Genomic DNA, 20803 nt, shown 5'->3' with positions numbered 1-20803 from the left:
AGATTCACACAATCCGGCATTCCGGGCATTTCGAACGACTGTGCACCAACCGTCTCGCCACCCCCGCACCCCGGGCCGCCCCCGTCAGGCCCGCAGCACCACCTTGCCGACCTGCTCGCCGTCGGCCAGCACGCGGTGCCCGGCGGCGGCCTCGGTCAGCGGCAGCACCCGGTCGATCACCGGCTTGACCACCCCGGACTCGACCAGCGGCCAGACGTGCTCACGCACCGCCGCCACGATCGCGGCCTTCTCGGCCAGCGGCCGTCCGCGCAGGTTGGTCGCGATCACCGCGCCGCGCTTGCGCAGCAGGGTGTTGAGGTTGAGCTCGCCCTGCACCCCGCCCTGCAGCCCGATGATCACCAGCCGCCCGTTGACCGCCAGCGCGTCCACGTTCCGCTGCAGGTACTTGGCGCCCATGATGTCCAGGATCACGTCCGCCCCGGCGCCGTCGGTGGCCTCCCGGAGCACCTCGACGAAGTCCTGCTCGCGGTAGTTGATCACGATGTCCGCGCCCAGCTCGGCGCACCGGGCGAGCTTCTCCGCGCTGCCCGCCGTCACCGCCACCCGGGCGCCGACCGCCTTGGCCAGCTGGATCGCCATCGTCCCGATGCCGCTGGCGCCGCCGTGCAGCAGCACCGTCTCGCCCGGCCGCAGATGGGCGGTGAGGAAGACGTTGGACCAGACCGTCGAGACCACCTCGGGCAGTGCGGCGGCCTCCTCCGGGGCGAGGCCCTTCGGCACCGGCAGCAGCTGCCCGGACGGCACCGCGACCAGCTGCGCGTACCCGCCGCCGGCCAGCAGCGCGCAGACCTCGTCGCCGACCGCCCAGCCGGCCACCCCGGGCCCGAGGGCGACGATCCTGCCCGCGCACTCCAGCCCGGGGTACGGCGAGCTGCCGGGCGGCGGGTTGTAGAAGCCCTGCCGCTGGAGCAGGTCGGCGCGGTTGACCGCGGTGGCCACCACCTCGACCAGGACCTCGCCCTCGCCGGGCACCGGGTCCGCCACCTCCGCCCAGACCAGTGCCTCGGGCCCGCCGGGTTCAGGAATCGTCATCGCATGCATGCCCCGAAGCTACTGCGTGGCGCCCGCCGCACGGGGGCGCCCCGCGCGGCCGGGAGTCTCAACCCGCCGCCCCCGCCGCCCAGTCGGCCACCGGGGCGCACGGAACCGACGCCACCGGGTCGAAGGCTCAGCCGGCCAGGTCCGCCAGCACCTCGGCGCCCGGGAGGCCGGCCAGCACCCGCCCCGGCACGATCAGCTTGCCCCGGCGGCGCCCGCTGCCCACCAGCACGTACGGCGCGGCGGCCACCGCCGCGTCGACCAGCAGCGGCCAGCCGGCCGGCAGTCCGACCGGGGTGATCCCGCCGTACTCCATGCCGCTCCGCGCCACCGCCGTGTCCATCGGCGCGAACGAGGCCTTGCGCGCCTCCAGGTGCCTGCGGACGGCCTTGTTGACGTCCACCCGGGTGTGCGCGAGCGCCAGGCAGGCGGCGAGGGTGGTCTCCCCGCCGCGCTTGGCGGCGACCACCACACAGTTCGCCGAGACCTCCGGCGGCACGTCGTAGGTCTCGCAGAACACCGCGGTGTCGGCCTTCTCCGGATCGGTGTCCACGTACAGCACGGACCGGGCGGCCTCCCGGTCGTCCCAGCTCTCCAGGGCGTCGGCCACCGGCCCGGCCAGCAGGTCGCGGACGTCCAGCGCCGGGGCGACCGACTCGAACTTGCCGAACGGGGGCTGCGGTTGCTCAGTCATGCCCCGGACTCTAACCACCGGCGACAACCGGGCACCGACACGCCCAGGCACCCACCTCGGGCTCACGCCGCGCGGCATCCACGCCATCCTGAGTGGGTGACGAACGGTGAGCAGCCCTCCGGGCCACACGAGACCGGCCTCCGGCACCGCCTGTCGGGACGCCGCACCGGCCGGGCGGAGTCCGACGTCGAGGCCGGCGACCGGGTCATCCTCCCGATGCGGAAGCCGCGGGCGCCGATGCGCCAGGTGTCCGGACGTCTGCTGCTGGCGCTCGCCGTGCTGGTGGCCACCACCGTGATCGTCTGGCTGGACCGCGCCGGGTACAACGACAACGCCGGCGGAGGCCTGAGCTTCCTCGACGCGGCGTACTACGCCACCGTGACGCTCTCCACCACCGGGTACGGGGACATCACGCCGTTCAGCGACAGCGCCCGGCTCACCAACATCTTCGTGATCACCCCGCTGCGTGTGCTCTTCCTGATCATCCTGGTCGGCACCACGCTCGAAGTGCTCACCGAACGCACCCGCCGGCAGTGGCGGATCGGACGCTGGAGGTCCGCAGTGAGGGAACACACCGTCGTGATCGGCTACGGCACCAAGGGCCGCAGCGCCGTCGACACCCTGCTCGGCCAGGGCGTCCGCCGGGACGAGATCGTGGTCGTCGACCCGCAGCGCAAGGTGATCGAGCAGGCCACCCTCGACGGCCTGGTCGGCGTGGTCGGCGACGCCACCCGCACCGACACCCTGCTGCGCGCCGAACTCCCCCGCGCCTCCCGGGTGGTCGTCGCCCCCGAACGCGACGACACCGCCGTCCTGATCACCCTGACCGCGCGCCAGCTCAACAAGGCCGCCACCGTGGTCGCCGCCGTCCGCGAGGACGAGAACGCCCCGCTGCTGCGGCAGAGCGGGGCCGACGTCGTGGTCACCAGCTCCAGCTCGGCGGGCCGGCTGCTCGGCATGTCGATGCTCAGCCCGACCACCGGCGCGGTGATGGAGGACCTCCTCACCTACGGCACCGGCCTCGACATGCACGAGCGACCGGTCACCCGGGCCGAGGCCGGGCACAGCCCGCGCGAGTGCACGGACCTCGTCGTCGCGGTGGTGCGCGGCCGGCGGGTGCTCAACTACACCGATCCCGAGGCCGCCACCCTCCAGCTCACCGACCGGGTCATCACCATCAGGCCGGCCGTCACGCGCGCCGGCTGAGACCGGGAGCCGGGCGCACGGCGGTCAGGGGGTGTCCAGCAGCTCCAGTGCTCCACCGGCCGCCACCCCGCCGGGCGGCACCACGGCGAGCGCCTCGGCACGGGCCAGTCCGCGCAGCATCGCCGGGCCGTCGAAGGCCAACGGGACGACCCCGCGCAGCGTCCGGCGGACCGGCAGCAGCCGGGTGTCCGCCGGGTGGCCGGGCAGGTCGACGGCGGCGGGTGCGAGCACCGGCTCGCCCGTCGACCGGCCGCCGCGGGCGTGCAGCAGCGGCAGGGCCAGCGTGACCGTTCCGGCCACCGCGGCGAGCGGGTTGCCGGGCAGGCCCACCAGGTGGCGGCCGCCCGGGAGCTCGGCGAGCAGCATCGGATGGCCGGGGCGGACGGCGACCCCGTCCACCAGCAGCCGGGCGCCGGCCTCGGCGAGCGCCCGGTGCAGGAAGTCGACCGGCCCGGCGGCCGTCCCCCCGGTGGTGACCACCACGTCGGCGGTGGAGTGCCGGACGGCGTCCCGGAGCAGCCCGAAGTCGTCCCGGACGGCGCGCACCGCGCCCACCTCGGCGCCGGCCGCGCGCAGCCACGGCGGCAGCAGCGGGCCGAGCGCGTCCCGGACCAGGCCGGGCCGCGGGAGTCCGGAGCCGAGCAGTTCGTCGCCCAGGACGAGGAGTTCGACCACCGGGCGGCGCCGGACGGCGAGGCGGTCGTGGCCGCAGGCCGCGGCCAGGCCCAGGACGGACGGGCCGACCGGCGTTCCGGCGGCGAGCAGCGCCTCTCCCCGGCGGCACTCCTGGCCGCGCGGTCGGACGTCCTGCCCGGTGGTCAGCGAGCCCGGGGTCCGGTCGTGCAGCAGCGCCCCGTCCCGCTCGCCGTGCTCGCGCCGGAGCACGGCGGTGGCGCCGGGGGGCAGTTGGGCACCGGTGGCGATCTCGACGGCGGCGCCGTCGGCCAGCGGCTCCACGGCCTGCTCCCCGGCCAGCAGCCGGCCGGCGACCCGCCAGGGGCCGGGCCCGGAGACGGCCCAGCCGTCCATCGCCGAGGTGTCGAAGGCGGGCAGGTCGGTGAGCGCGGCGAGCGGCTCGGCGAGGGTGCGGCCGAGCGCGTCGGCCAGGTCCAGTCGCTCGGGCGGCAGCGGGTGCAGCCCGGCCCGGCGGGCGGTCTCCCGGGCCTGCGCCCAGGTGAGCGTCGGCGGACCGGCGGGGCTGCGGCCGAGCACGAGTGCCTCCTCGATGGTGCTCACGGCTGCTCCGGTCCCGCGGCCGCCACCCAGCGCTCGGCCAGCGCGGCCGTCCGCCGGGACGCCTCGGCGACCGCCTCCGGGCCGCCGCCCCGCTGCGCGGCGGCGTAGCCGACCAGGAAGGCGGTCAGCGGCGCGGCGGGCCGGGCCACCCCGTGCGCGACCACCCGGGCGAGGTCGAGAAGTCCGTGGACGTCGACGTCCAGGTCGATCCCCAGCTCGGTCCCGACCTCGGCGATCCAGTCATCCAGCGTGCGCTCCATGGGCCCCATGCTGCCTGATCACCGGTTTCGCCGAGGTGTTTGCCCGGTGAGCGCCGCGCGTCGATTCCCTCACGCGGGGGCCCGGGGCCCGTGAGGCAGCGGGTGAGCACTGACTCACGGGCCCCCGGACCCCTCGCGCTCACGGGCGCGCTCCAGGTCCTCCCAGGTGTCGCAGTCGTACGTGACGTCGTCGGTGTCGGCCAGCCGCAACGTCCGCAGACCGCCGGTCAGGAGGCGCAGCGGGAGGCCGGCCGGGTCGCCGAGGGCGGCCAGCGCGGTGCGCAGGGCGGCGGTGCGGTAGGCGGCGGCGAGCGGCTGGTCGCGGCCGGCGGCGTCGACCAGGACGGCGGCCTCGATGCCCCGGTCCGCCTCGGCGAGGGCGGTGACGAGCCGGTGGACGGTCCGCTCGTCCAGGAACGGCAGGTCGGCCGCGAGCAGCAGCACCGTCCCGGCCGTGACCTCGGCGAGGCCGGCCGCGACGGCCGCCACCGGCCCGCCGCCGGGCGGCTGCTCGCGGGTCCGGCGGACGCCGGTGCGGGTGGTGGGCCGGGCCGGGCCGACCACCACGGTGGTCCGGGCGCCGGCGCAGGCGGTGAGCACGCGGTCGAGCAGGGTCGTCTCGCCGACGGTGAGGCCGGGCTTGTCCACTCCGCCGAGCCGACGGGCGGCGCCCCCGGCCGGCACGATCACGTCGTACGGCGTCATGCCGCCAGTATCCGCCGCGGGCGCCGCGGGTCGGCCCGTCCGGTTCAGTCCTCGGGCTCGTCCTCGACGATCTCGGCGTCGACGATCCCGTCGTCCTCGTCCGCGTGCCGGTGGCGAGCGGTGTTGGCGGCGGCGCTCAGCTGCAGAATGGCCGGCAGGGTCAGCTCCCCGTACCGCTCGTTCATCGCGGTGGCCAGCGCCTCCGGGTCGGCCGGGTGCTCGGCCAGCAGCCGGTCGAAGTCCTGGAGGTACTCGCCGGTGAAGGCGAGCACCCGGGCCGCCTCGTCGCCCTGGTCGGGTGCCCGGTGGCCGGCGATCACCCGCTCGGCGCCGAGCTCGGCGATCCGGCCGAGGTTGCGGCCCCAGGCGGTGCGCTCTGCCGGGGTGGTGTCGGCGGTCCAGACGTGGGTGCCGTTGTAGACGAAGTCCCCGGCGATCACGGTGCCGATGCTGGGCACGTGCACCACGGTGGAGTCCCCGCAGTCCCCCTGGCCGAACAGCAGCACCGGGATCACCTGGCGGTCGACCATCAGCGGCTGGGGCAGCAGCGGGGCGGGCACCAGCGGGTGATCGGGGATGTCGTCCCCGTACACGGGCTTCCACTGGGCGACCTTCGCGGCGGCGGTCCGCAGGATGCCGTCCACCACCGGCGGGGCGGCGAGCAGCTGCGCGTCCGGGAAGAGCCTGAGCACTTCCTCGGCGCCGAAGTAGTGGTCGGGGTGCTGGTGGGTGATGACGATGGCCAGCAGCCGGCGGCCCTTGCCCGCCACCCATTCGGCCAGCTCACGGCCGGCGCTGCGGGTGAGCTGGGCGTCGACCAGGATCGCGGTGCGTTCGCCGAGGATCAGGGTGGAGGTGGCGAAGAAGGCCGATTCCGGGCCGGTGAAGACGGCGATCTCCAGCGGACGGGCCGCCGGCGCCTCCCCGGCCGCGTTCGCCCGGGCGCCGGCGCCGGCCACGGCGTCCGCGCGCTCCGCGCCGGCGCTGTCCTCGGGCGGGGACGACGTCACTGGCTGCTCCCTCTGGTTCGGCGGTCGGACTTCCTGCGCCCTACAGCATGGGAGTACCACCCGCCGAATGCCGGGAAGGCGCGCCCGGCGGGGCGCGCCTTCCCGGTCGTGTCCGCCACCGCAGGGCGGGCTCGCGTCCCCGCGGTCGGGCGGCGAGCTCCTCGGCCCTCGCGGCCGCGTCAGCCCTTGCGGCCGGTGAGCTTGGCGATCCGGTCGGAGACCCCCCAGGCGGTGACCCGCCAGAGCGCCTCGATCACGATGTGGCGGCTCATCTTGGAGGCGCCCAGCTCGCGCTCGACGAAGGTGATCGGCACCTCGGCCACCTTGAAGCCGGCCTTCACCGTCCGCCACGCCAGGTCGACCTGGAAGCAGTACCCGGCCGAGGCCACCTCGTCCATGCCCAGGCCGAGCAGCGTCTCCTTGCGGAACGCCCGGTAACCGCCGGTGACGTCCCGGATCGGCACGTTCAGCATCAGCCGCGAGTACGTCGACCCGCCGCGCGAGAGCAGCAACCGCGACTTCGGCCAGTTCACCACCCGGCCGCCCGGCACCCAGCGCGAGCCGAGCACCAGGTCGGCGCCGCGCAGCGCGCCCAGCAGCCGGTCCAGCTCCTCGGGCTGGTGCGAGCCGTCCGCGTCCATCTCGACCAGGACGTCGTAGCCGTGCTCGATGCCCCAGGCGAACCCGGCCAGGTAGGCGGCGCCCAGGCCTTCCTTGCCCAGACGGTGCATGACGTGGACGTTCCGGTCCTCGGCGGCCAGCTTGTCGGCCAGCTCACCGGTGCCGTCGGGGCTGTTGTCGTCGGCGACCAGGACGTGTGCCTCGGGCACCGCAACGCGGACCCGGCCGACGATCCGCTCGACGTTCTCCGCCTCGTTGAACGTCGGAATGATCACCAGCACCCTGCCGAGATCAGCAAAACTCTGCTGGTTCACGGTCACGTACAAACCTCTCGGCCGGTGGCGGGAAGTGCCAGTCACCGTTGCCCGCACTCTGGAACGCAGTCCCCGTCGGCGCCCCGCCGACCGGTCCCCACTGTGGAAACCACTGCGTCCTGGCATCCTACTACCGCGCCCTCGGACCGCCGGTACGGCTACGGCACTCCCCGCCCGCCCCGGCCGTTTCCCCGGTGACGGCACCGGTCGGCTAGTGTCGATGCCCAGCCTTTGCCCGGACCGCCCGCACGCCGGGCCCGCCTCCGGCGAACCGGCGATCCGGCACACCAGCCACTGCAGCAGAGGAGCAGGACCGCGCGCATGGACAGGCTCGTCAACACTGTCCGCCCGTACGCCTGGGGGTCGGTCACCGCACTCCCCGAGCTGCTCGGGCAGGAACCCACCGGCGAACCGCAGGCCGAGCTCTGGATGGGCGCCCACCCCGGCGCACCCTCCCGTGCCGACCGCGGTGACGGACCGCGCCCCCTGGACGAGCTGATCGCCGCCGACCCCGAGGGGGAGCTCGGCGCCGCCGCCGTGGCCCGGTTCGGCCCCGCTCTGCCGTTCCTGCTCAAGGTCCTGGCCGCCGGCATTCCGCTCTCGATCCAGGCCCACCCGACCCTCGGCCAGGCCCGGGCCGGGTACGCCGCGGAGAACGCCCTCGGCATCCCGCTGGACGCCCCGCACCGCAGCTACCGCGACGCCAACCACAAGCCCGAACTCATCTGCGCGCTCGGCGATTTCGACGGCCTCTGCGGCTTCCGCCCGCCCGCCGAGGCGGCCGCCCTGATGGCCGGGCTCCAGGTGCCGGCGCTCTCCCCGCTGATCGCCCTGCTGGCCGACGAGGACGAGTCCGAGGCCCTGCGCACCACCCTGGCCGCCGTCCTCACCATGGACGAGGCCACCGCCGCCGCCGCCGTCCGGGACACCGCCGAGGCGGTCGACAAGGCCGCCGCCGGCGACCCCGACGGCCCGTACGCGCTGTACACCCGGATCACCCACGGCTTCCCCGGCGACCGCGGCCTGATCGCCGGGCTGCTGCTCAACGCCATCCGGCTCCGCGCCGGCCAGGCCCTCTACCTCGGCGCCGGCGTCCCGCACGCCTACCTGCACGGCGTCTGCGTCGAGCTGCAGGCCAACTCCGACAACGTGCTGCGGGCCGGGCTCACCCCCAAGCACATCGACGTGCCCGAGCTGCTCAAGGTGGTCGAATTCACCCCCGGCGCCCCGGACCTGCTCGTCCCGACCGCGGTCGACGGCACCCCCGGCGAGGAGCTCTACCCCGTCCCGATCGACGAGTTCCGGCTCTCCCGCTTCACCCTGGACGGCCGGGAGCGCGAGATCGACGGCCACGCCCCGCAGATCCTGCTCTGCACCGCCGGCACCGCCCGGCTCACCGCCGCCGACGGCACCACGCTGGACCTCGCCCGCGGCGAGTCCGTCTTCCTCCCCGCGACCGGCACCGGCACCAGGCTGGACGGCGTGGACGCCACCGTCTTCCGCGCCACCGTCGCACTCTGACGGCCACTCCCCCGGCACTCCCCCGGCACTCCCCCGGATGTTCCACGGCTGCTCCGGGGGCTGCTCCAGGGAACGGAAAGCGGGCGGCCGACAGCGTTGTCACGCTGTCGGCCGCCCGCTTTCGTTCACGCGCCGGGAGTCAGCTCGCGCCGGGCCCGCCCGCTCCGGCACCGACCTCGGCCGGCACCCGGACGGGCTCGGCGGCCGCCGGTACCGCCGCCGGGCGGGCGGCGCCCTCCGGTGCGGCCGGAGGCCCGCCGGGGAACCGCCGCTCGACCGCCTTCAGCACCTTGCGCCCCAGCTTCTGGAACGGCAGCTCCACCAGCCGGTACATCAGGTAGGCGGCGGCCAGCGCGATGGCCAGGTACTCCGCCACCCACAGGGTCTTCGCACCCGTCGTGGTCGGAGCCGGGTGCGCCAGCAGCGGGGCGATGGTGTGCAGCAGCGGCACGTGCATCAGGTACAGCGAGAAGCTGACCGCGCCCAGCCAGGTCAGCACCTTCGGGAACCGCCGCTTGCGCAGCGCCATCGCACCGAGGAAGGTGGCCCAGGCCCCGGTGTACGACGTCGACCAGGCGATCCAGCCCGAGTTCCAGGTGTTCTGCTCGACGCCGTTGCGGTTGTACATCCAGCCGATCGCCACCCCCGCGACCACCACGAACCCGCAGCAGAGCCACGCCTGCATGCGGTCGATCTGGCCGTGCTCGGCCCGGTAGAGCACCGTGCCGGCGAACATCGTGGCGAAGATCAGCAGGGTCTCGAAGACCGGCGCCCGGCTGTTGTTGAGCAGCAGCACCACCCCGAGCGAGGCCACCAGCACCGCGCCGGTACGGGTCAGCACCGGGTTGCCGCTGAGCATGCAGGCGAAGCCCATCAGCACGATCAGGGCCGCCGCCAGGACCAGGTTGCGGGTCGAACCCAGGTCGTGGGCGATCGTGCCGGTGGCGAGCGAACCGCCGAACACCAGCGCCACGGCGGCGAAGCCGACGGCGAAGCTGCTGCTGCGCCGGTGCCAGCCGAGGGTGAACAGGCCGGTGACGAGGAAGTAGAAGATCATCTCGTAGGTGAGGGTCCAGGTCACGCCCATGCCGTTGACCACGTTCAGCATGTCCTGGAGCATCGTCGCGTTGGCGACCAGCGAGATGAGGTTGTGGCCGGTGCGGAACAGCGCCACCGATCCGTCACCCTTGGGCAGCATCATGATCGAGACCGTGAAGGTGGCGATCAGTGCCGGGTAGATGCGGAACAGGCGCCCCACCCAGAACGCCCGGACGTCACCCCGGCGTTCCAGTGAGGCCGGGATGATGTAACCGCTGACCAGGAAGAACAGCATCACGCCGTACAGTCCCAGGTCGAAGTGCCACCAGATCGCGCCGCCGAACGGCAGCATCTCGAGGATGCCGAAGTGGTGCAACGCGACCACCAGGGCGGCCAGTCCGCGCAGCGCGTCCAGCCACCCCAGCCGGGCCCCGGCTCCTACGGCCGCCGCCCCTCGCGTAGTTCCCCCGGCTCTACCGGGAAGCCGCAGTCGTATTTGTGTCACGGCGAGGACAGTAGCTCATCCACCGGAACCCATCGTTCCCGGAGCACCGGCCCCGCCGCCCGGCCCGTGCACGGCGAAGCCCCCCGGAGCGACCGTCGGACGGCCGCCCCGGGGGGCTCCACGGGACCCGCGTCGCGATCAGTTGTTCTGGTAGACCCCGAACATGTCCACGACCAGGTCGATGTCACCGCCGCTGGCGTTCCAGAAGTCGACGATGCCGTTGGCACCGGGGTTCGCCTGGACCAGGTTGGGCACGGTGTCCCCGGCCTTCCAGTTCAGCGTGGAGGTGTTCGGCTTGACGGGCAGGATCGCCGTGCCGTCGTCGTACTGGGCCACGGTGTTCGGGTCCGGGAAGACCGTCAGGTGGCCCGCGTCCTTGGTGTTGGTCACCGTGCTGTTGAGCACGAAGCCGGTGAACTGCGGGAGCCCGTCCGACAGCGGCATGTAGATGTAGTTCTGCCCGGGCAGCGGGCCGGCGCCCCAGGAGTCCTCGCGGGTGTCCAGCAGACGGGTCGGGAGGACCGGCAGGTAGGCGCTCTTGCTGTCGTCGCCGTAGTAGCCGACCACGTCCACGATCACGTCGGACGAGCCCGGCGCGGCGTTGAGCACCTGGATCCGGCCGTCCGCGCCGATCGGCACGATCACCGAGTTGGCGATGGTCTGGCCGGCGCGGAAGTTCAGGTTGGACGCGGTCGGTGCCGACTGGGCGCCCGGGTAGACGGTCAGGTGACCGTCGGTCTGCGGGTCGGTCACGGTGACGTTGAGCGCCACGGCCTTGGCCCCGGCCGGGACCCCGGCGGCGCCCCGGACCTGCACCGGGAACGACGTCCAGCCGGCGACCTGGCCGCGGGCGGTGCCGAGGCCCTCCCGGGTGTCGACGAGGCGGGTGGGGGAGACCCCGGTGTAGCCCGCGGCCGCGGTGTGGCTGAAGTAGCCCGCGACGTCGGCGATCAGGTGCACCGGGGCCGTACCGCGGTTGTACAGGTCGACGTAGCCGTCGGCACCGACCGGGACGATGACCAGATTGGGGACGGTCTGGCCCTCGGTGTAGTTGACGTTCGAGGTGGTCGGCCGGGTGGCGCCGTCCGGGTAGGCGATGATGTGGCCGGCGCCGCCCGGCTCGGTGACCGTGACGTTGAGCGCCACCGCGGTGACCCCGGCCGGGATCCCGCCGTTGCCGGCGATCTTCACCCGGACCAGCTGGTCGTTCCCCACCTTGGCGGCGGGCGCGCCGGTACCGTCACGGGTGTCCAGCAGACGGGTCGGGCCGTACGGGGTGTAGGCCGAGCCGGGGGTCGCGATGGTGACGCCGTTGGACGCGGTGGCGTCGACGGTGTAGAGGTTCACCTTCACGTCGTACACACCGAGCTTCGCGTAGGTGTGCGTGCGCTCGACCTTGCTGGTGCCGGTGGTGTAGAGCTCGGTCGCGGTGCCGTCGCCCCAGGAGATCATGACGGTGACCGCAACGGGGTCGCTGACCACGTCGGCGGTCAGGCTGACGCCGTAGGCGCTGGTGCCCGTCACGGTCACGCCGGTCCCCAGGTTCGGGTTGGCGGCCGGGGCGGCCGCGCCCTCCTGCGCACCGGGCGCGTTCTGCGCGTTCGGCGCGGCCTTGCGCAGCTGCTTGACCGTGGACCCGACCGGGCTGCTGGCGGTGGTGAACGCCGGGCTGGAGACCTTGTTCACCGGCGTGGTGCTCGCGCCGTGGACGCCGGTGGCGGGAGCGGGCGAGTCGGCCGCCTGGGCCAGGCCCGGAACGACGGCGACGCCGGCCGCCACGGCGGCCGCGATGACGATATGACGGTGACGAGGCACCGTACCCCCCAAGAATTATTGAATGATCATCAAATAAGGCTCGCACAGAGTACAGAGGGCCCGGGTACGGAAGAAAGCCGATTTCCCTGCCGCGTGAAGGACCTCAAAGGGGGTCCCGGCTCCCCCTCGCCGCCCCCGAGAGCTGCGGCTCAGCGGCACAGGGCGGTCTCCACCACCTTGTCGACACGCGCCCGGGCCTCGGCGGTCAGCTGGGTGGTCACCGCGATGTTGGCGGCGCGGCCGTCGTCGGTGGCGCCGCCCCGGGTCTCGTACCCCGGGAAGCTGCCGCCGTGGCCCCAGTAGACGCCGTCGTCGCACGGCAGCGGCTTGCTCACCAGCCCCAGTCCGTAGCGGGCGCCGGGGCCGAAGGTGCTCTCGGCGGGGACGGTGGTGCGCATCTCGGCGAGCTGGGCGTCCGCGAGCAGATCGCCGCCCAGGAGCGCGCCGAAGAACCGGTTGAGGTCGGAGTCGGTGGAGATCAGCTGACCTGCCGCCCAGCCCCAGGAGGGGTCCGTCTCCGTGACGTCGCGCAGGGGCGCGCCCGCTGATTCCCGGTCGTAGCCCTTGGGATGGGGTTCGCGGATCGTCGCGTCACCGGGCGCGGGGAAGTAGGTGTGGCGCAGCCCGAGGTGCCTGATGATGCGCCGGTCGATCTCCTCCGCGAGGGGCCGCCTGGTGACCTCCTCGACGATCAGGCCGGCCAGCACGTAGTTCGTGTTGCTGTACTTCCAGCCCTTCCCGGGATCGAAGTCGGCCTTGTGCCGGAGTGCGGTGCCGAGGAGCTCGCGGGGCTCGAAGTACCGGACCTCGTCGCCGAGGTAGTCGCTGTAGTTGGGGAGTCCGCTGGTGTGCTGGAGGAGCTGACGGACGGTGATGCGGCTCCCGTCGATCCCCTCCCCGCGGACGAGGCCGGGCAGATAGGTGTCGACGGTGGCATCGAGCCCGATCCTCCCCTCGCCGACCAGTTGCAGCACGACCACGGCGGTGAACGTCTTGGTGTTGCTCCCGATCCGCACCTGCCCGTCCGTGGGCACCTTCGAGCCGGTGGCCACGTCGCCCACCCCTGCGGTGTAGCTACGGGTACGGCCCTCACGGGTCCTGACGCTCGCCAGGGCGGCGGGCGGACCATCGGGCCGCACCAGCGCGCTCAGGCCCTGCTGGACGGTGTCCGGCCGGGCGGCGGCGGACGCCGCGGGCGGCATCAGGACACCCGCCGTCATGACGCCCACGGCCACCGCGGCCGCGGCCCGGACCGCTCTGCGCCGGCCGCCCGGCTGCCGGCGGGAGGAACGAAGCCGTTGCCATGTCTGCTCACGCACGAGCCAACTCCTACGGAATGGTGGGGAAACCAGCGGTATGTGGCGTCCCCAGCATGTCCGGATGCACCGGCCCGGACGATCCGGCTACCCCCCGGGCGCAGGTGGTGATCCCACCACCCACCCAGCTGTAGGCAGGGCCGGCTCGCCGGCCGCGGCGGCCTCGGCCGGGCCCGTCGGCCCGGCCCATCGTCCCGGCCCGTTTGCCCCGGCCCTCGCCCCGGTCAGCCCCTCGGCCGGCCCGTCGTCCCGGTCAGTCCCTCGTCATGTCGACGAACCGCGAGTAGTGGCCCTGGAAGGCCACGGTGATCGTGGCCGTCGGACCGTTTCGGTGCTTGGCGACGATCAGGTCGGCCTCGCCCGCGCGCGGGGACTCCTTCTCGTAGGCGTCCTCACGGTGGAGCAGGATGACCATGTCGGCGTCCTGCTCGATCGAGCCGGACTCACGCAGGTCGGAGACCATCGGCCGCTTGTCGGTTCGCTGTTCGGGACCACGGTTCAGCTGGGAGAGCGCGATCACCGGCACCTCCAGCTCCTTGGCCAGCAGCTTCAGGTTTCGCGACATGTCGGAGACCTCCTGCTGACGGTTCTCGGCCCGGCGGGAGCCGCCGGACTGCATCAGCTGGAGGTAGTCGATGACGATCAGCTTGATGTCGTTGCGCTGCTTGAGCCGGCGGCACTTGGCGCGGATCTCCATCATCGACAGGTTCGGCGAGTCGTCGATGAACAGCGGCGCCTCGCTGACGTCCGGCATCCGGCGGGCGACCCGCGTCCAGTCGTCGTCCGTCATGTTCCCGGAGCGCATGTGGTGCAGCGCCACCCGGGCCTCGGCGGAGAGCAGACGCATGGCGATCTCGTTGCGCCCCATTTCGAGCGAGAAGATCACGCTCGGCAGCTTGTTGTGGATCGAGCAGGCGCGCGCGAAGTCCAGCGCCAGCGTGGACTTGCCCATGGCCGGTCGGGCGGCGATGACGATCATCTGGCCGGGGTGCAGGCCGTTGGTCAGCTGGTCGAAGTCGGCGAAGCCGGTCGGGACGCCGGACATCTGGCCGTTGCGGGAGCCGATCGCCTCGATCTCGTCGAGGGCGCCCTCCATGATGTCGGCGAGCGGTGCGTAGTCCTCGTTGGTGCGCTGCTCGGTGACGGCGTAGATCTCCGCCTGGGCCGCGTTGACGATCTCGTCGACGTCGCCCTCGGCCGCGTAGCCCATGCCGGCGATCCGGGTGCCGGCCTCGACCAGCCGGCGCAGCACCGCGCGCTCGTGGACGATCTCGGCGTAGTACTCGGCGTTGGCGGCGGTCGGGACGGAGTTGACCAGGGTGTGCAGGTAGCCGGGGCCGCCGACGCGGGTGAGCTCGCCGCGTTTGGTCAGCTCACCGGCCACCGTGATCGGGTCGGCCGGCTCGCCGCGGGCGTAGAGGTCGAGGATCGCGCCGTGGATCAGCTCGTGGGCGGGCCGGTAGTAGTCGGCCGGCTTGAGCACCTCGACGACGTCGGCGATGGCGTCCTTGGAGAGCAGCATGCCGCCGAGGACGGACTGCTCGGCGGCGAGGTCCTGCGGGGGGACCCGCTCGAAGCCGTCGACGCCCTCGGAGCGGTCGTCCTCGCCCTGGCGCCACTTGCCGTCGCGCTGGGAGCCTCCGGAGCCCTTGCCGCCCTTCTGGAAGCCCCCGCCCTGGCCGCCCTTCTGGAACCCGCCGCCCGAGCCCTGACCGTTGCCGCCGCGCCCGCGCGAGACCGGCAGCCGGTCGCCCGGGCCCTCCGGGAACGGCGCGTCGGCGAAGGCTCCGGCGGGAAAGGGGTCGTCGGCGGTGGGCCAGTCGTCCTCCGGCGGCGGGGCGTCGTGGTCGTCGTACTGGGGGCCGGTCACGCGTGTTCCCCGATCAGCGAGTGGTGCGAGTTGGAGCGGGCCTTGCCGGTGGCTGGGTGGAGCGGAGCCGCGCTCCTGGTACTGCGCCACCGCATTTCTACGCCACCGCACCGACAAATCGGACGCCGGTGGCGGGTGGGAGTGTCGGACGGAGAGCCCACGCTAAGGCGCCGGGAGGGCTTCAGCCAAGGTGGTTATCCACAGGGGGTGTGGACGAGCGGCCCGAGGCTGTGGAGAAGTGCCGCAAACCTGTGGACGCCCCTGTGGAAAGCTCTGTGGATAACCCGACCATCGATCCACCGTCAACCAGCTGACCTGCAACTACCTCTTCCCGGGGCTGTGCATGAGAAATACTTCACACACAGCCGCGTGGCCGTGGACACATCCCACGCCGGAGCCGTCGCTCAGGATTTCGAGTAACACCTCAAACTGGCTGGTACTCATTACCTGTGGATGAGTAGCCTTGACCGCATGACCGCCCCCACCACCGACCGCCGCCGGCACGACCGGGAGATCCTCGCCCTCGCCGTCCCGGCCTTCGGCGCCCTGGTCGCCGAGCCGCTGTTCCTGATGGCCGACTCGGCCATCGTGGGCCACCTCGGCACCTCGCAGCTGGCCGGTGTCGGCGTCGCCTCGGCCGCGCTCACCACCGCCACCGGGGTCTTCGTCTTCCTCGCCTACGCCACCACCGCCGCGGTCGCCCGCCGGATCGGGGCCGGCGACCGCCGGGCCGCCGTCCAGCAGGGCATCGACGGCATCTGGCTCGCCCTGGCACTCTCGGCCGGCGTGGTCGTCCTCACCCTGCTGCTGGCGCCCTGGGTCGCCGACGTCCTGGGCGCCTCGGCCACCGCCGCGCCATACGCCGTGACGTATCTGCGGATCAGCGCGCTCGGCATCCCGGCGATCCTCATGGTGATGGCCGCCACCGGCGTGCTGCGCGGGCTCCAGGACACCCGGACGCCGCTCCTGGTCGCCATCGCCGGCTTCGCCGCCAACGTCGCCCTGAACGCCGGCCTGGTCTACGGCGCCGGGCTCGGCGTGGCCGGCTCGGCCTGGGGCACGGTCCTGGCCCAGACCGGGATGGCCGCCGCCTACCTGGTCGTGGTGGTGCGCGGGGCCCGCCGGGAGCGTGCCTCGCTGCGGCCGGACGCGGCCGGCATCCGCGCCTGTGCCCGGGCCGGCGGGCCGCTGATGGTCCGCACGCTGAGCCTGCGCGCCATCCTGATGATCGCCACCGCGGTGGCCGCGGGGCTCGGGGACGACGAGATCGCGGCGCACCAGATCGCCATGACGGTGTTCCTCTTCATCGCCTTCGCACTGGACGCCATCGCCATCGCGGGCCAGGCCATCATCGGCCGGTACCTGGGCGCCGAGGACGCCCCCGGGGCCAAGGCGGCCACCCGTCGGATGATCGAGTGGGGCGTCGGCTCCGGCCTGGTGCTCGGCCTGCTGGTGGTGGCCGCCCGGCCGCTGTACGTGCCGCTGTTCACCCCGGACCCGGCGGTGCAGGCACAGCTGAACACCGTCCTGCTGCTGCTCGCGCTCTGCCAGCCGGTCGCCGGCCTGGTCTTCGTGCTGGACGGGGTGCTGATGGGCGCCGGGGACGGCACCTATCTGGCCTGGGCGATGCTGGCCACGCTGGCCGTCTTCGCCCCGGTGGCCTTCGCCGTCCCGGCCACCGGCGCGGGGCTGGCCGGGCTCTGGTGGGCGATGAACCTGTTCATGCTGGTCCGCGGCGGCTTCCTGGCCTGGCGGGCCCGCGGCGGCAAGTGGCTGGTCACCGGCGCGGTGCGGGCCTGACACCGGGAGCGTCCGGAGCCCCGGCGCGCGGCGGGAACGACCGAGGGCCGGCCTCCCCCGGAAGGGGAGACCGGCCCTCAGGCCACTGCTACGGAGCTCAGGCAGCGACGACGGCGACGTCGAGGTTGGCCTGGACGTCGGCGTGCAGCTTGACCGAGACCTTGTGGGTGCCCACGGTCTTGATCGGCGAGGCGATCGCGACGGCGCGCTTGTCCACAGCCGGACCGCCGGCGGCCTTGATGGCCTCGACGACGTCGGCCTGGGTGACCGAGCCGAACAGACGGCCGGCCTCACCCGAACGGACGGCCAGCTTGACCTGGACGCCCTCCAGCTTGCCCTTGACCTCGTTGGCGGCGTCGAGGGTCTGGATCTCGTGGATCTTGCGGGCGCGACGGATGGCGTCGACGTCCTTCTGGCCACCCTTGGTCCAGCGGATGGCGAAGCCACGCGGGACCAGGAAGTTGCGGCCGTAGCCGTCCTTGACCTCGACGACCTCGCCGGCGGAGCCGAGACCCGGCACCTCGTGCGTGAGGATGATCTTCATTACTTGGTCACCCTCTCTTAGCGCGCGGTGCTGGTGTAGGGCAGCAGCGCCATCTCACGGCTGTTCTTCACGGCCGTGGCGACGTCACGCTGGTGCTGGGTGCAGTTGCCGGTGACCCGGCGGGCACGGATCTTGCCACGGTCGGAGATGAACTTCCGCAGCAGGTTCGTGTCCTTGTAGTCAACGTAGTTGACCTTGTCCTTGCAGAAGACGCAAACCTTCTTCTTCGGCTTGCGAGCAGGCGGCTTCGCCATTGTGTGCTCCATTTGGGGTTCACGGCCCGGCAGGCGTCTCACGACGCCGGCCGCCGGGCCGCACGAAATCTGTCAGCTCTTAGAACGGGGGCTCTTCCGAGAAGCCGCCACCGGACGGGGCGCCCCAGCTGCCGCCGCCCTGGTTGCCACCAGAGGGAGCGCTGGACGCCCACGGGTCGTCGGACGGGCCGGACTGGCCGCCGCCGGAGTTTCCACCCCAGCCGCCGCCCTGCTGGCCGCCACCGCCGCCCCAGTTACCGCCGCCCTGGCCGCCGCCCTGCTGGCCGCCGCCGAAGCCGCCGCCACCGGGAGCGCCGGACCGGTTGGCCCGGGTGACCTTCGCGGTCGCCGAACGCAGGCTCGGGCCCACCTCGTCGACCTCGACCTCGAAGACCGTCCGCTTCTCGCCTTCCTTGGTCTCGTAAGACCGCTGGCGCAGTCGGCCCTGCACGATGACGCGCATGCCGCGCTGCAGCGACTCGGCCACGTTCTCCGCCGGCTGCCGCCAGACGTTGCACGTGAGGAAGAGGCTCTCGCCGTCCTTCCACTCGTTCGTCTGACGGTCGAAGGTGCGGGGGGTGGACGCGATGCGGAACTTCGCGACCGCCGCACCCGACGGGGTGAAGCGCAGCTCGGGGTCGTCGACGAGATTGCCGACGAGGGTGATGACGGTCTCGCCTGCCATGGTGGTGATGACCTCTCCGGAAGAGTTCCGTTCACCGCTGTTTCACGTGAAACAGCGGACGCGAGCTACCCGAGGCCCGAGGGCCTCAGAGGTGGCTCAGTGGGTGTCCGGGCGCAGGACCTTGGTCCGCAGAACCGACTCGCTCAGGCCCAGCTGGCGGTCGAGCTCCTTGACGACCTCAGGCGTGGCCTTGAGGTCGATGACCGAGTAGATGCCCTCGGACTGCTTGTTGATCTCGTAAGCCAGACGGCGACGGCCCCAGGTGTCGACCTTCTCCACCTTGCCGCCGCCGTTGCGGACGACGGTGAGGAAGTTCTCGATCAGGGGGGCGACAGCGCGCTCCTCAACCGAGGGGTCGAGGATGACCATCAGCTCGTAGTGACGCATGAGTAACCCACCTCCTTTGGACTCAGCGGCCACGGTCTCTCCGTGGCAGGAGGGTTGTGCAGCGTCGGCACCGGAGTAGTGACGACACCGGCCACCGTAGCGGCCGGGTCCGACAGTCGAGCCCCGCCGACCCGGAAGAGGGCGCAAGGGGGCACAACTACACCAGTGCAGACGGCACAGCCTACCTGCACTCGGACGGACGAACAAAACGCATAGGGGTTGTGATCCCCACCCAACCGCCGCAATCTGGACGGAACGGGTTTCCTGCTCGTTCGTCTCCTCGCCAGGAGGTAGGACTCATGGCCCTGACCATCCACGGGCTCCCGCTCACCCTGAACACCGACGGCCACCGGCACCCCCGCGAGAACACCCTGGTCGGCATCACGGCCCTGCTGGGCGTGCTGGCCTTCACGACCTCGTTCTTCCACGGCCTCCACGCAGTGAGCTCGTGGACCGGACTCTTCGGCGTCGTCACCGGCCTCTGGGGGCAGTTCGTCTCCGTCACCACGGCCGAGCGCTTCGTCCTCATGATCACCGTCGTCGCCTCCGCGTGGGGCCTCTACCTGGGTATCGCCCGCGGCGGATTCCTGGGCTGACCCTCCCACCGGCCGGTCCACCGGCCCGACCCGCCCGACAGAAACGGCCCCGTCCGCCCCACAAGGAACCCTCGGCGCCCCCGTCGCGTACCTACCTGATGGAGACAGGTACCCGACGGGGGCGCCGCCGCGCCCGCAGCCGAGCGGGCCCCGGGCGATAAAGTCACCCCCGAGAACCTGGGGCCCCCACCGAGCCCGACCGACGAGGAGCACCGAGCATGAGCCTGCGCCTGAGGACGATCACCCGCGAGGAGCACCTCGCCTTCATCAGGAGCCGCGCCTCGGCGAGCCACATGCAGGTGCCGTCCTGGGGGGATGTGAAGGCCGAATGGCGCTCGGAGTCGATCGGCTGGATCGACGACTCCAACCAGATCGTCGGCGCCGGCCTGGTGCTCTACCGCCAGCTGCCGAAGGTCAAGCGCTACCTGGCGTACCTGCCCGAGGGACCGGTCATCGACTGGTTCGACCGCGACCTCGACCGCTGGCTCTCCCCGATGCTGGCGCACCTGAAGTCGCAGGGCGCGTTCTCCGTGAAGATGGGCCCGCCGGTGGTCATCCGCCGCTGGAACGCGCCGACCATCAAGGAGGCCATCGCCGGCAAGCAGGCCAAGCGCCTGCGCGACATCGAGGCCGACTGGTACGAGCCGCGCGCCTTCGAGGTGGCCGACCGGCTGCGCAAGGCCGGCTGGCTGCAGGGCGAGGACGGCGGCGCCGGCTTCGGCGACGTCCAGCCGCGCTACGTCTTCCAGGTGCCGCTGGCCAACCGCTCGCTGGACGACATCCAGAAGGGCTTCAACCAGCTCTGGCGCCGCAACATCAAGAAGGCCGAGAAGAGCGGCGTCGAGGTGGTCCAGGGCGGCTACGACGAGCTGCCGATCTTCCACCAGCTGTACCTGGTGACCGCCGAGCGCGACCGCTTCACCCCGCGTCCGCTGGCCTACTTCCAGCGGATGTGGAAGGCGCTCACCGCCGAGGACCCGAACCGCATGCGGCTCTACATCGCCTACCACGAGGGCGAGCCGCTGGCCGCGACCACGATGCTGGTGGTCGGCGAGCACGTCTGGTACTCCTACGGCGCCTCGGCCAACCACAAGCGCGAGGTCAAGCCCTCCAACGCGATCCAGTGGCGGATGATGCGCGACTCGTACGCGCTCGGCGGCGGCGTGTACGACCTGCGCGGCATCAGCGACACCCTGGACGAAGACGACCACCTGTTCGGCCTGATCCAGTTCAAGGTCGGCACCGGCGGCCAGGCCGCCGAGTACCTCGGCGAGTGGGACTTCCCGCTCAACAAGCTGCTGCACAAGGCGCTCGACCTCTACATGTCGCGCCGCTGAGCAGCCTGCGCCCCGCCGTGCCCAACACCC

At 72.6% G+C, this 20803-nt stretch carries 18 protein-coding genes and 1 pseudogene; 5 read left to right on the top strand and 14 right to left on the bottom strand.

Annotated elements, in window-relative coordinates:
• Positions 1-84 precede the first annotated feature (84 nt).
• Complete coding sequence (locus tag ACZ3YO_RS20420) at positions 85-1062, bottom strand: NAD(P)H-quinone oxidoreductase (RefSeq protein ID WP_465571067.1); 978 nt, start codon at positions 1060-1062, stop codon at positions 85-87.
• Positions 1063-1189: 127 nt separating this feature from the next.
• Entirely contained in the window at positions 1190-1753 is a 564-nt protein-coding gene (locus tag ACZ3YO_RS20415; RefSeq protein WP_465571064.1) for a YbaK/EbsC family protein, read from the bottom strand.
• Between the two features lie 216 nt (positions 1754-1969).
• Between ACZ3YO_RS20415 and ACZ3YO_RS20410 the strand changes: the two genes are divergently transcribed.
• On the top strand, positions 1970-2959 hold the full coding sequence (locus tag ACZ3YO_RS20410; RefSeq protein ID WP_465555196.1) for a potassium channel family protein: 990 nt from the start codon (positions 1970-1972) through the stop codon (positions 2957-2959).
• Between the two features lie 24 nt (positions 2960-2983).
• Here ACZ3YO_RS20410 and ACZ3YO_RS20405 read toward each other — a convergent pair whose 3' ends face one another.
• The 4 genes and pseudogenes from ACZ3YO_RS20405 to ACZ3YO_RS20390 form a co-directional block, all read right to left on the bottom strand.
• Positions 2984-4186, bottom strand: a complete 1203-nt coding sequence (locus ACZ3YO_RS20405) for a molybdopterin molybdotransferase MoeA (protein WP_465571430.1) — start codon at positions 4184-4186, stop codon at positions 2984-2986.
• Between the two features lie 5 nt (positions 4187-4191).
• Positions 4192-5160, bottom strand: a pseudogene (locus ACZ3YO_RS20400) (NTP transferase domain-containing protein).
• 44 nt (positions 5161-5204) lie between these two features.
• On the bottom strand, positions 5205-6170 hold the full coding sequence (locus ACZ3YO_RS20395; RefSeq protein WP_465571061.1) for an MBL fold metallo-hydrolase: 966 nt from the start codon (positions 6168-6170) through the stop codon (positions 5205-5207).
• 179 nt (positions 6171-6349) lie between these two features.
• Positions 6350-7111 (bottom strand): polyprenol monophosphomannose synthase, encoded by a 762-nt coding sequence (locus ACZ3YO_RS20390; protein WP_465571059.1) that lies wholly within the window; start codon positions 7109-7111, stop codon positions 6350-6352.
• Positions 7112-7426: 315 nt separating this feature from the next.
• Between ACZ3YO_RS20390 and manA the strand changes: the two genes are divergently transcribed.
• On the top strand, positions 7427-8626 hold the full coding sequence (manA, locus tag ACZ3YO_RS20385) for a mannose-6-phosphate isomerase, class I (RefSeq protein WP_465571056.1): 1200 nt from the start codon (positions 7427-7429) through the stop codon (positions 8624-8626).
• Between the two features lie 139 nt (positions 8627-8765).
• Here manA and ACZ3YO_RS20380 read toward each other — a convergent pair whose 3' ends face one another.
• The 4 genes from ACZ3YO_RS20380 to dnaB all read right to left on the bottom strand — a co-directional run bounded on the left by ACZ3YO_RS20380 (position 8766) and on the right by dnaB (position 15044).
• On the bottom strand, positions 8766-10169 hold the full coding sequence (locus ACZ3YO_RS20380) for an acyltransferase family protein (protein ID WP_465571053.1): 1404 nt from the start codon (positions 10167-10169) through the stop codon (positions 8766-8768).
• Positions 10170-10307: 138 nt separating this feature from the next.
• Complete coding sequence (locus ACZ3YO_RS20375) at positions 10308-11984, bottom strand: hypothetical protein (RefSeq protein WP_465571051.1); 1677 nt, start codon at positions 11982-11984, stop codon at positions 10308-10310.
• 149 nt (positions 11985-12133) lie between these two features.
• Positions 12134-13303, bottom strand: coding sequence for a serine hydrolase domain-containing protein (locus ACZ3YO_RS20370; RefSeq protein ID WP_465571048.1), 1170 nt, complete (start codon positions 13301-13303; stop codon positions 12134-12136).
• 250 nt (positions 13304-13553) lie between these two features.
• Positions 13554-15044 carry a replicative DNA helicase gene (gene dnaB / locus ACZ3YO_RS20365; protein WP_465571427.1) on the bottom strand — a complete coding sequence of 497 codons (1491 nt, stop codon included), beginning with the start codon at positions 15042-15044 and terminating at the stop codon, positions 13554-13556.
• 597 nt (positions 15045-15641) lie between these two features.
• On the opposite strand from dnaB, the gene ACZ3YO_RS20360 reads away from it, so the two are divergent.
• Positions 15642-16970, top strand: a complete 1329-nt coding sequence (locus ACZ3YO_RS20360) for an MATE family efflux transporter (protein ID WP_465571045.1) — start codon at positions 15642-15644, stop codon at positions 16968-16970.
• 97 nt (positions 16971-17067) lie between these two features.
• Here the strand turns inward: ACZ3YO_RS20360 and rplI are convergent, their stop codons facing one another.
• From rplI to rpsF, 4 genes are all read right to left on the bottom strand, one after another.
• Positions 17068-17514: a 50S ribosomal protein L9 gene (gene rplI, locus ACZ3YO_RS20355; protein WP_465554888.1), complete on the bottom strand. Its 447-nt coding sequence runs from the start codon at positions 17512-17514 to the stop codon at positions 17068-17070.
• Between the two features lie 17 nt (positions 17515-17531).
• The gene (rpsR, locus tag ACZ3YO_RS20350; RefSeq protein WP_030304537.1) at positions 17532-17768 is read right to left on the bottom strand and encodes a 30S ribosomal protein S18; all 237 of its coding nucleotides are present in this window, start codon (positions 17766-17768) and stop codon (positions 17532-17534) included.
• A gap of 79 nt (positions 17769-17847) precedes the next feature.
• The gene (locus ACZ3YO_RS20345; protein ID WP_396324335.1) at positions 17848-18453 is read right to left on the bottom strand and encodes a single-stranded DNA-binding protein; all 606 of its coding nucleotides are present in this window, start codon (positions 18451-18453) and stop codon (positions 17848-17850) included.
• A gap of 96 nt (positions 18454-18549) precedes the next feature.
• Complete coding sequence (gene rpsF / locus ACZ3YO_RS20340) at positions 18550-18840, bottom strand: 30S ribosomal protein S6 (RefSeq protein WP_148643846.1); 291 nt, start codon at positions 18838-18840, stop codon at positions 18550-18552.
• Between the two features lie 299 nt (positions 18841-19139).
• On the opposite strand from rpsF, the gene ACZ3YO_RS20335 reads away from it, so the two are divergent.
• The gene (locus ACZ3YO_RS20335) at positions 19140-19436 is read left to right on the top strand and encodes a hypothetical protein (RefSeq protein ID WP_465571041.1); all 297 of its coding nucleotides are present in this window, start codon (positions 19140-19142) and stop codon (positions 19434-19436) included.
• A 218-nt stretch (positions 19437-19654) separates the two neighbouring features.
• On the top strand, positions 19655-20773 hold the full coding sequence (locus tag ACZ3YO_RS20330) for a lipid II:glycine glycyltransferase FemX (protein WP_396324337.1): 1119 nt from the start codon (positions 19655-19657) through the stop codon (positions 20771-20773).
• Positions 20774-20803: the final 30 nt, after the last annotated feature.

It is taken from the genome of Kitasatospora sp. NPDC022785 (assembly GCF_055561295.1).
Note: the sequence above shows the minus strand (reverse complement) of the source record. Positions and strands in the feature narration are given on the sequence as shown.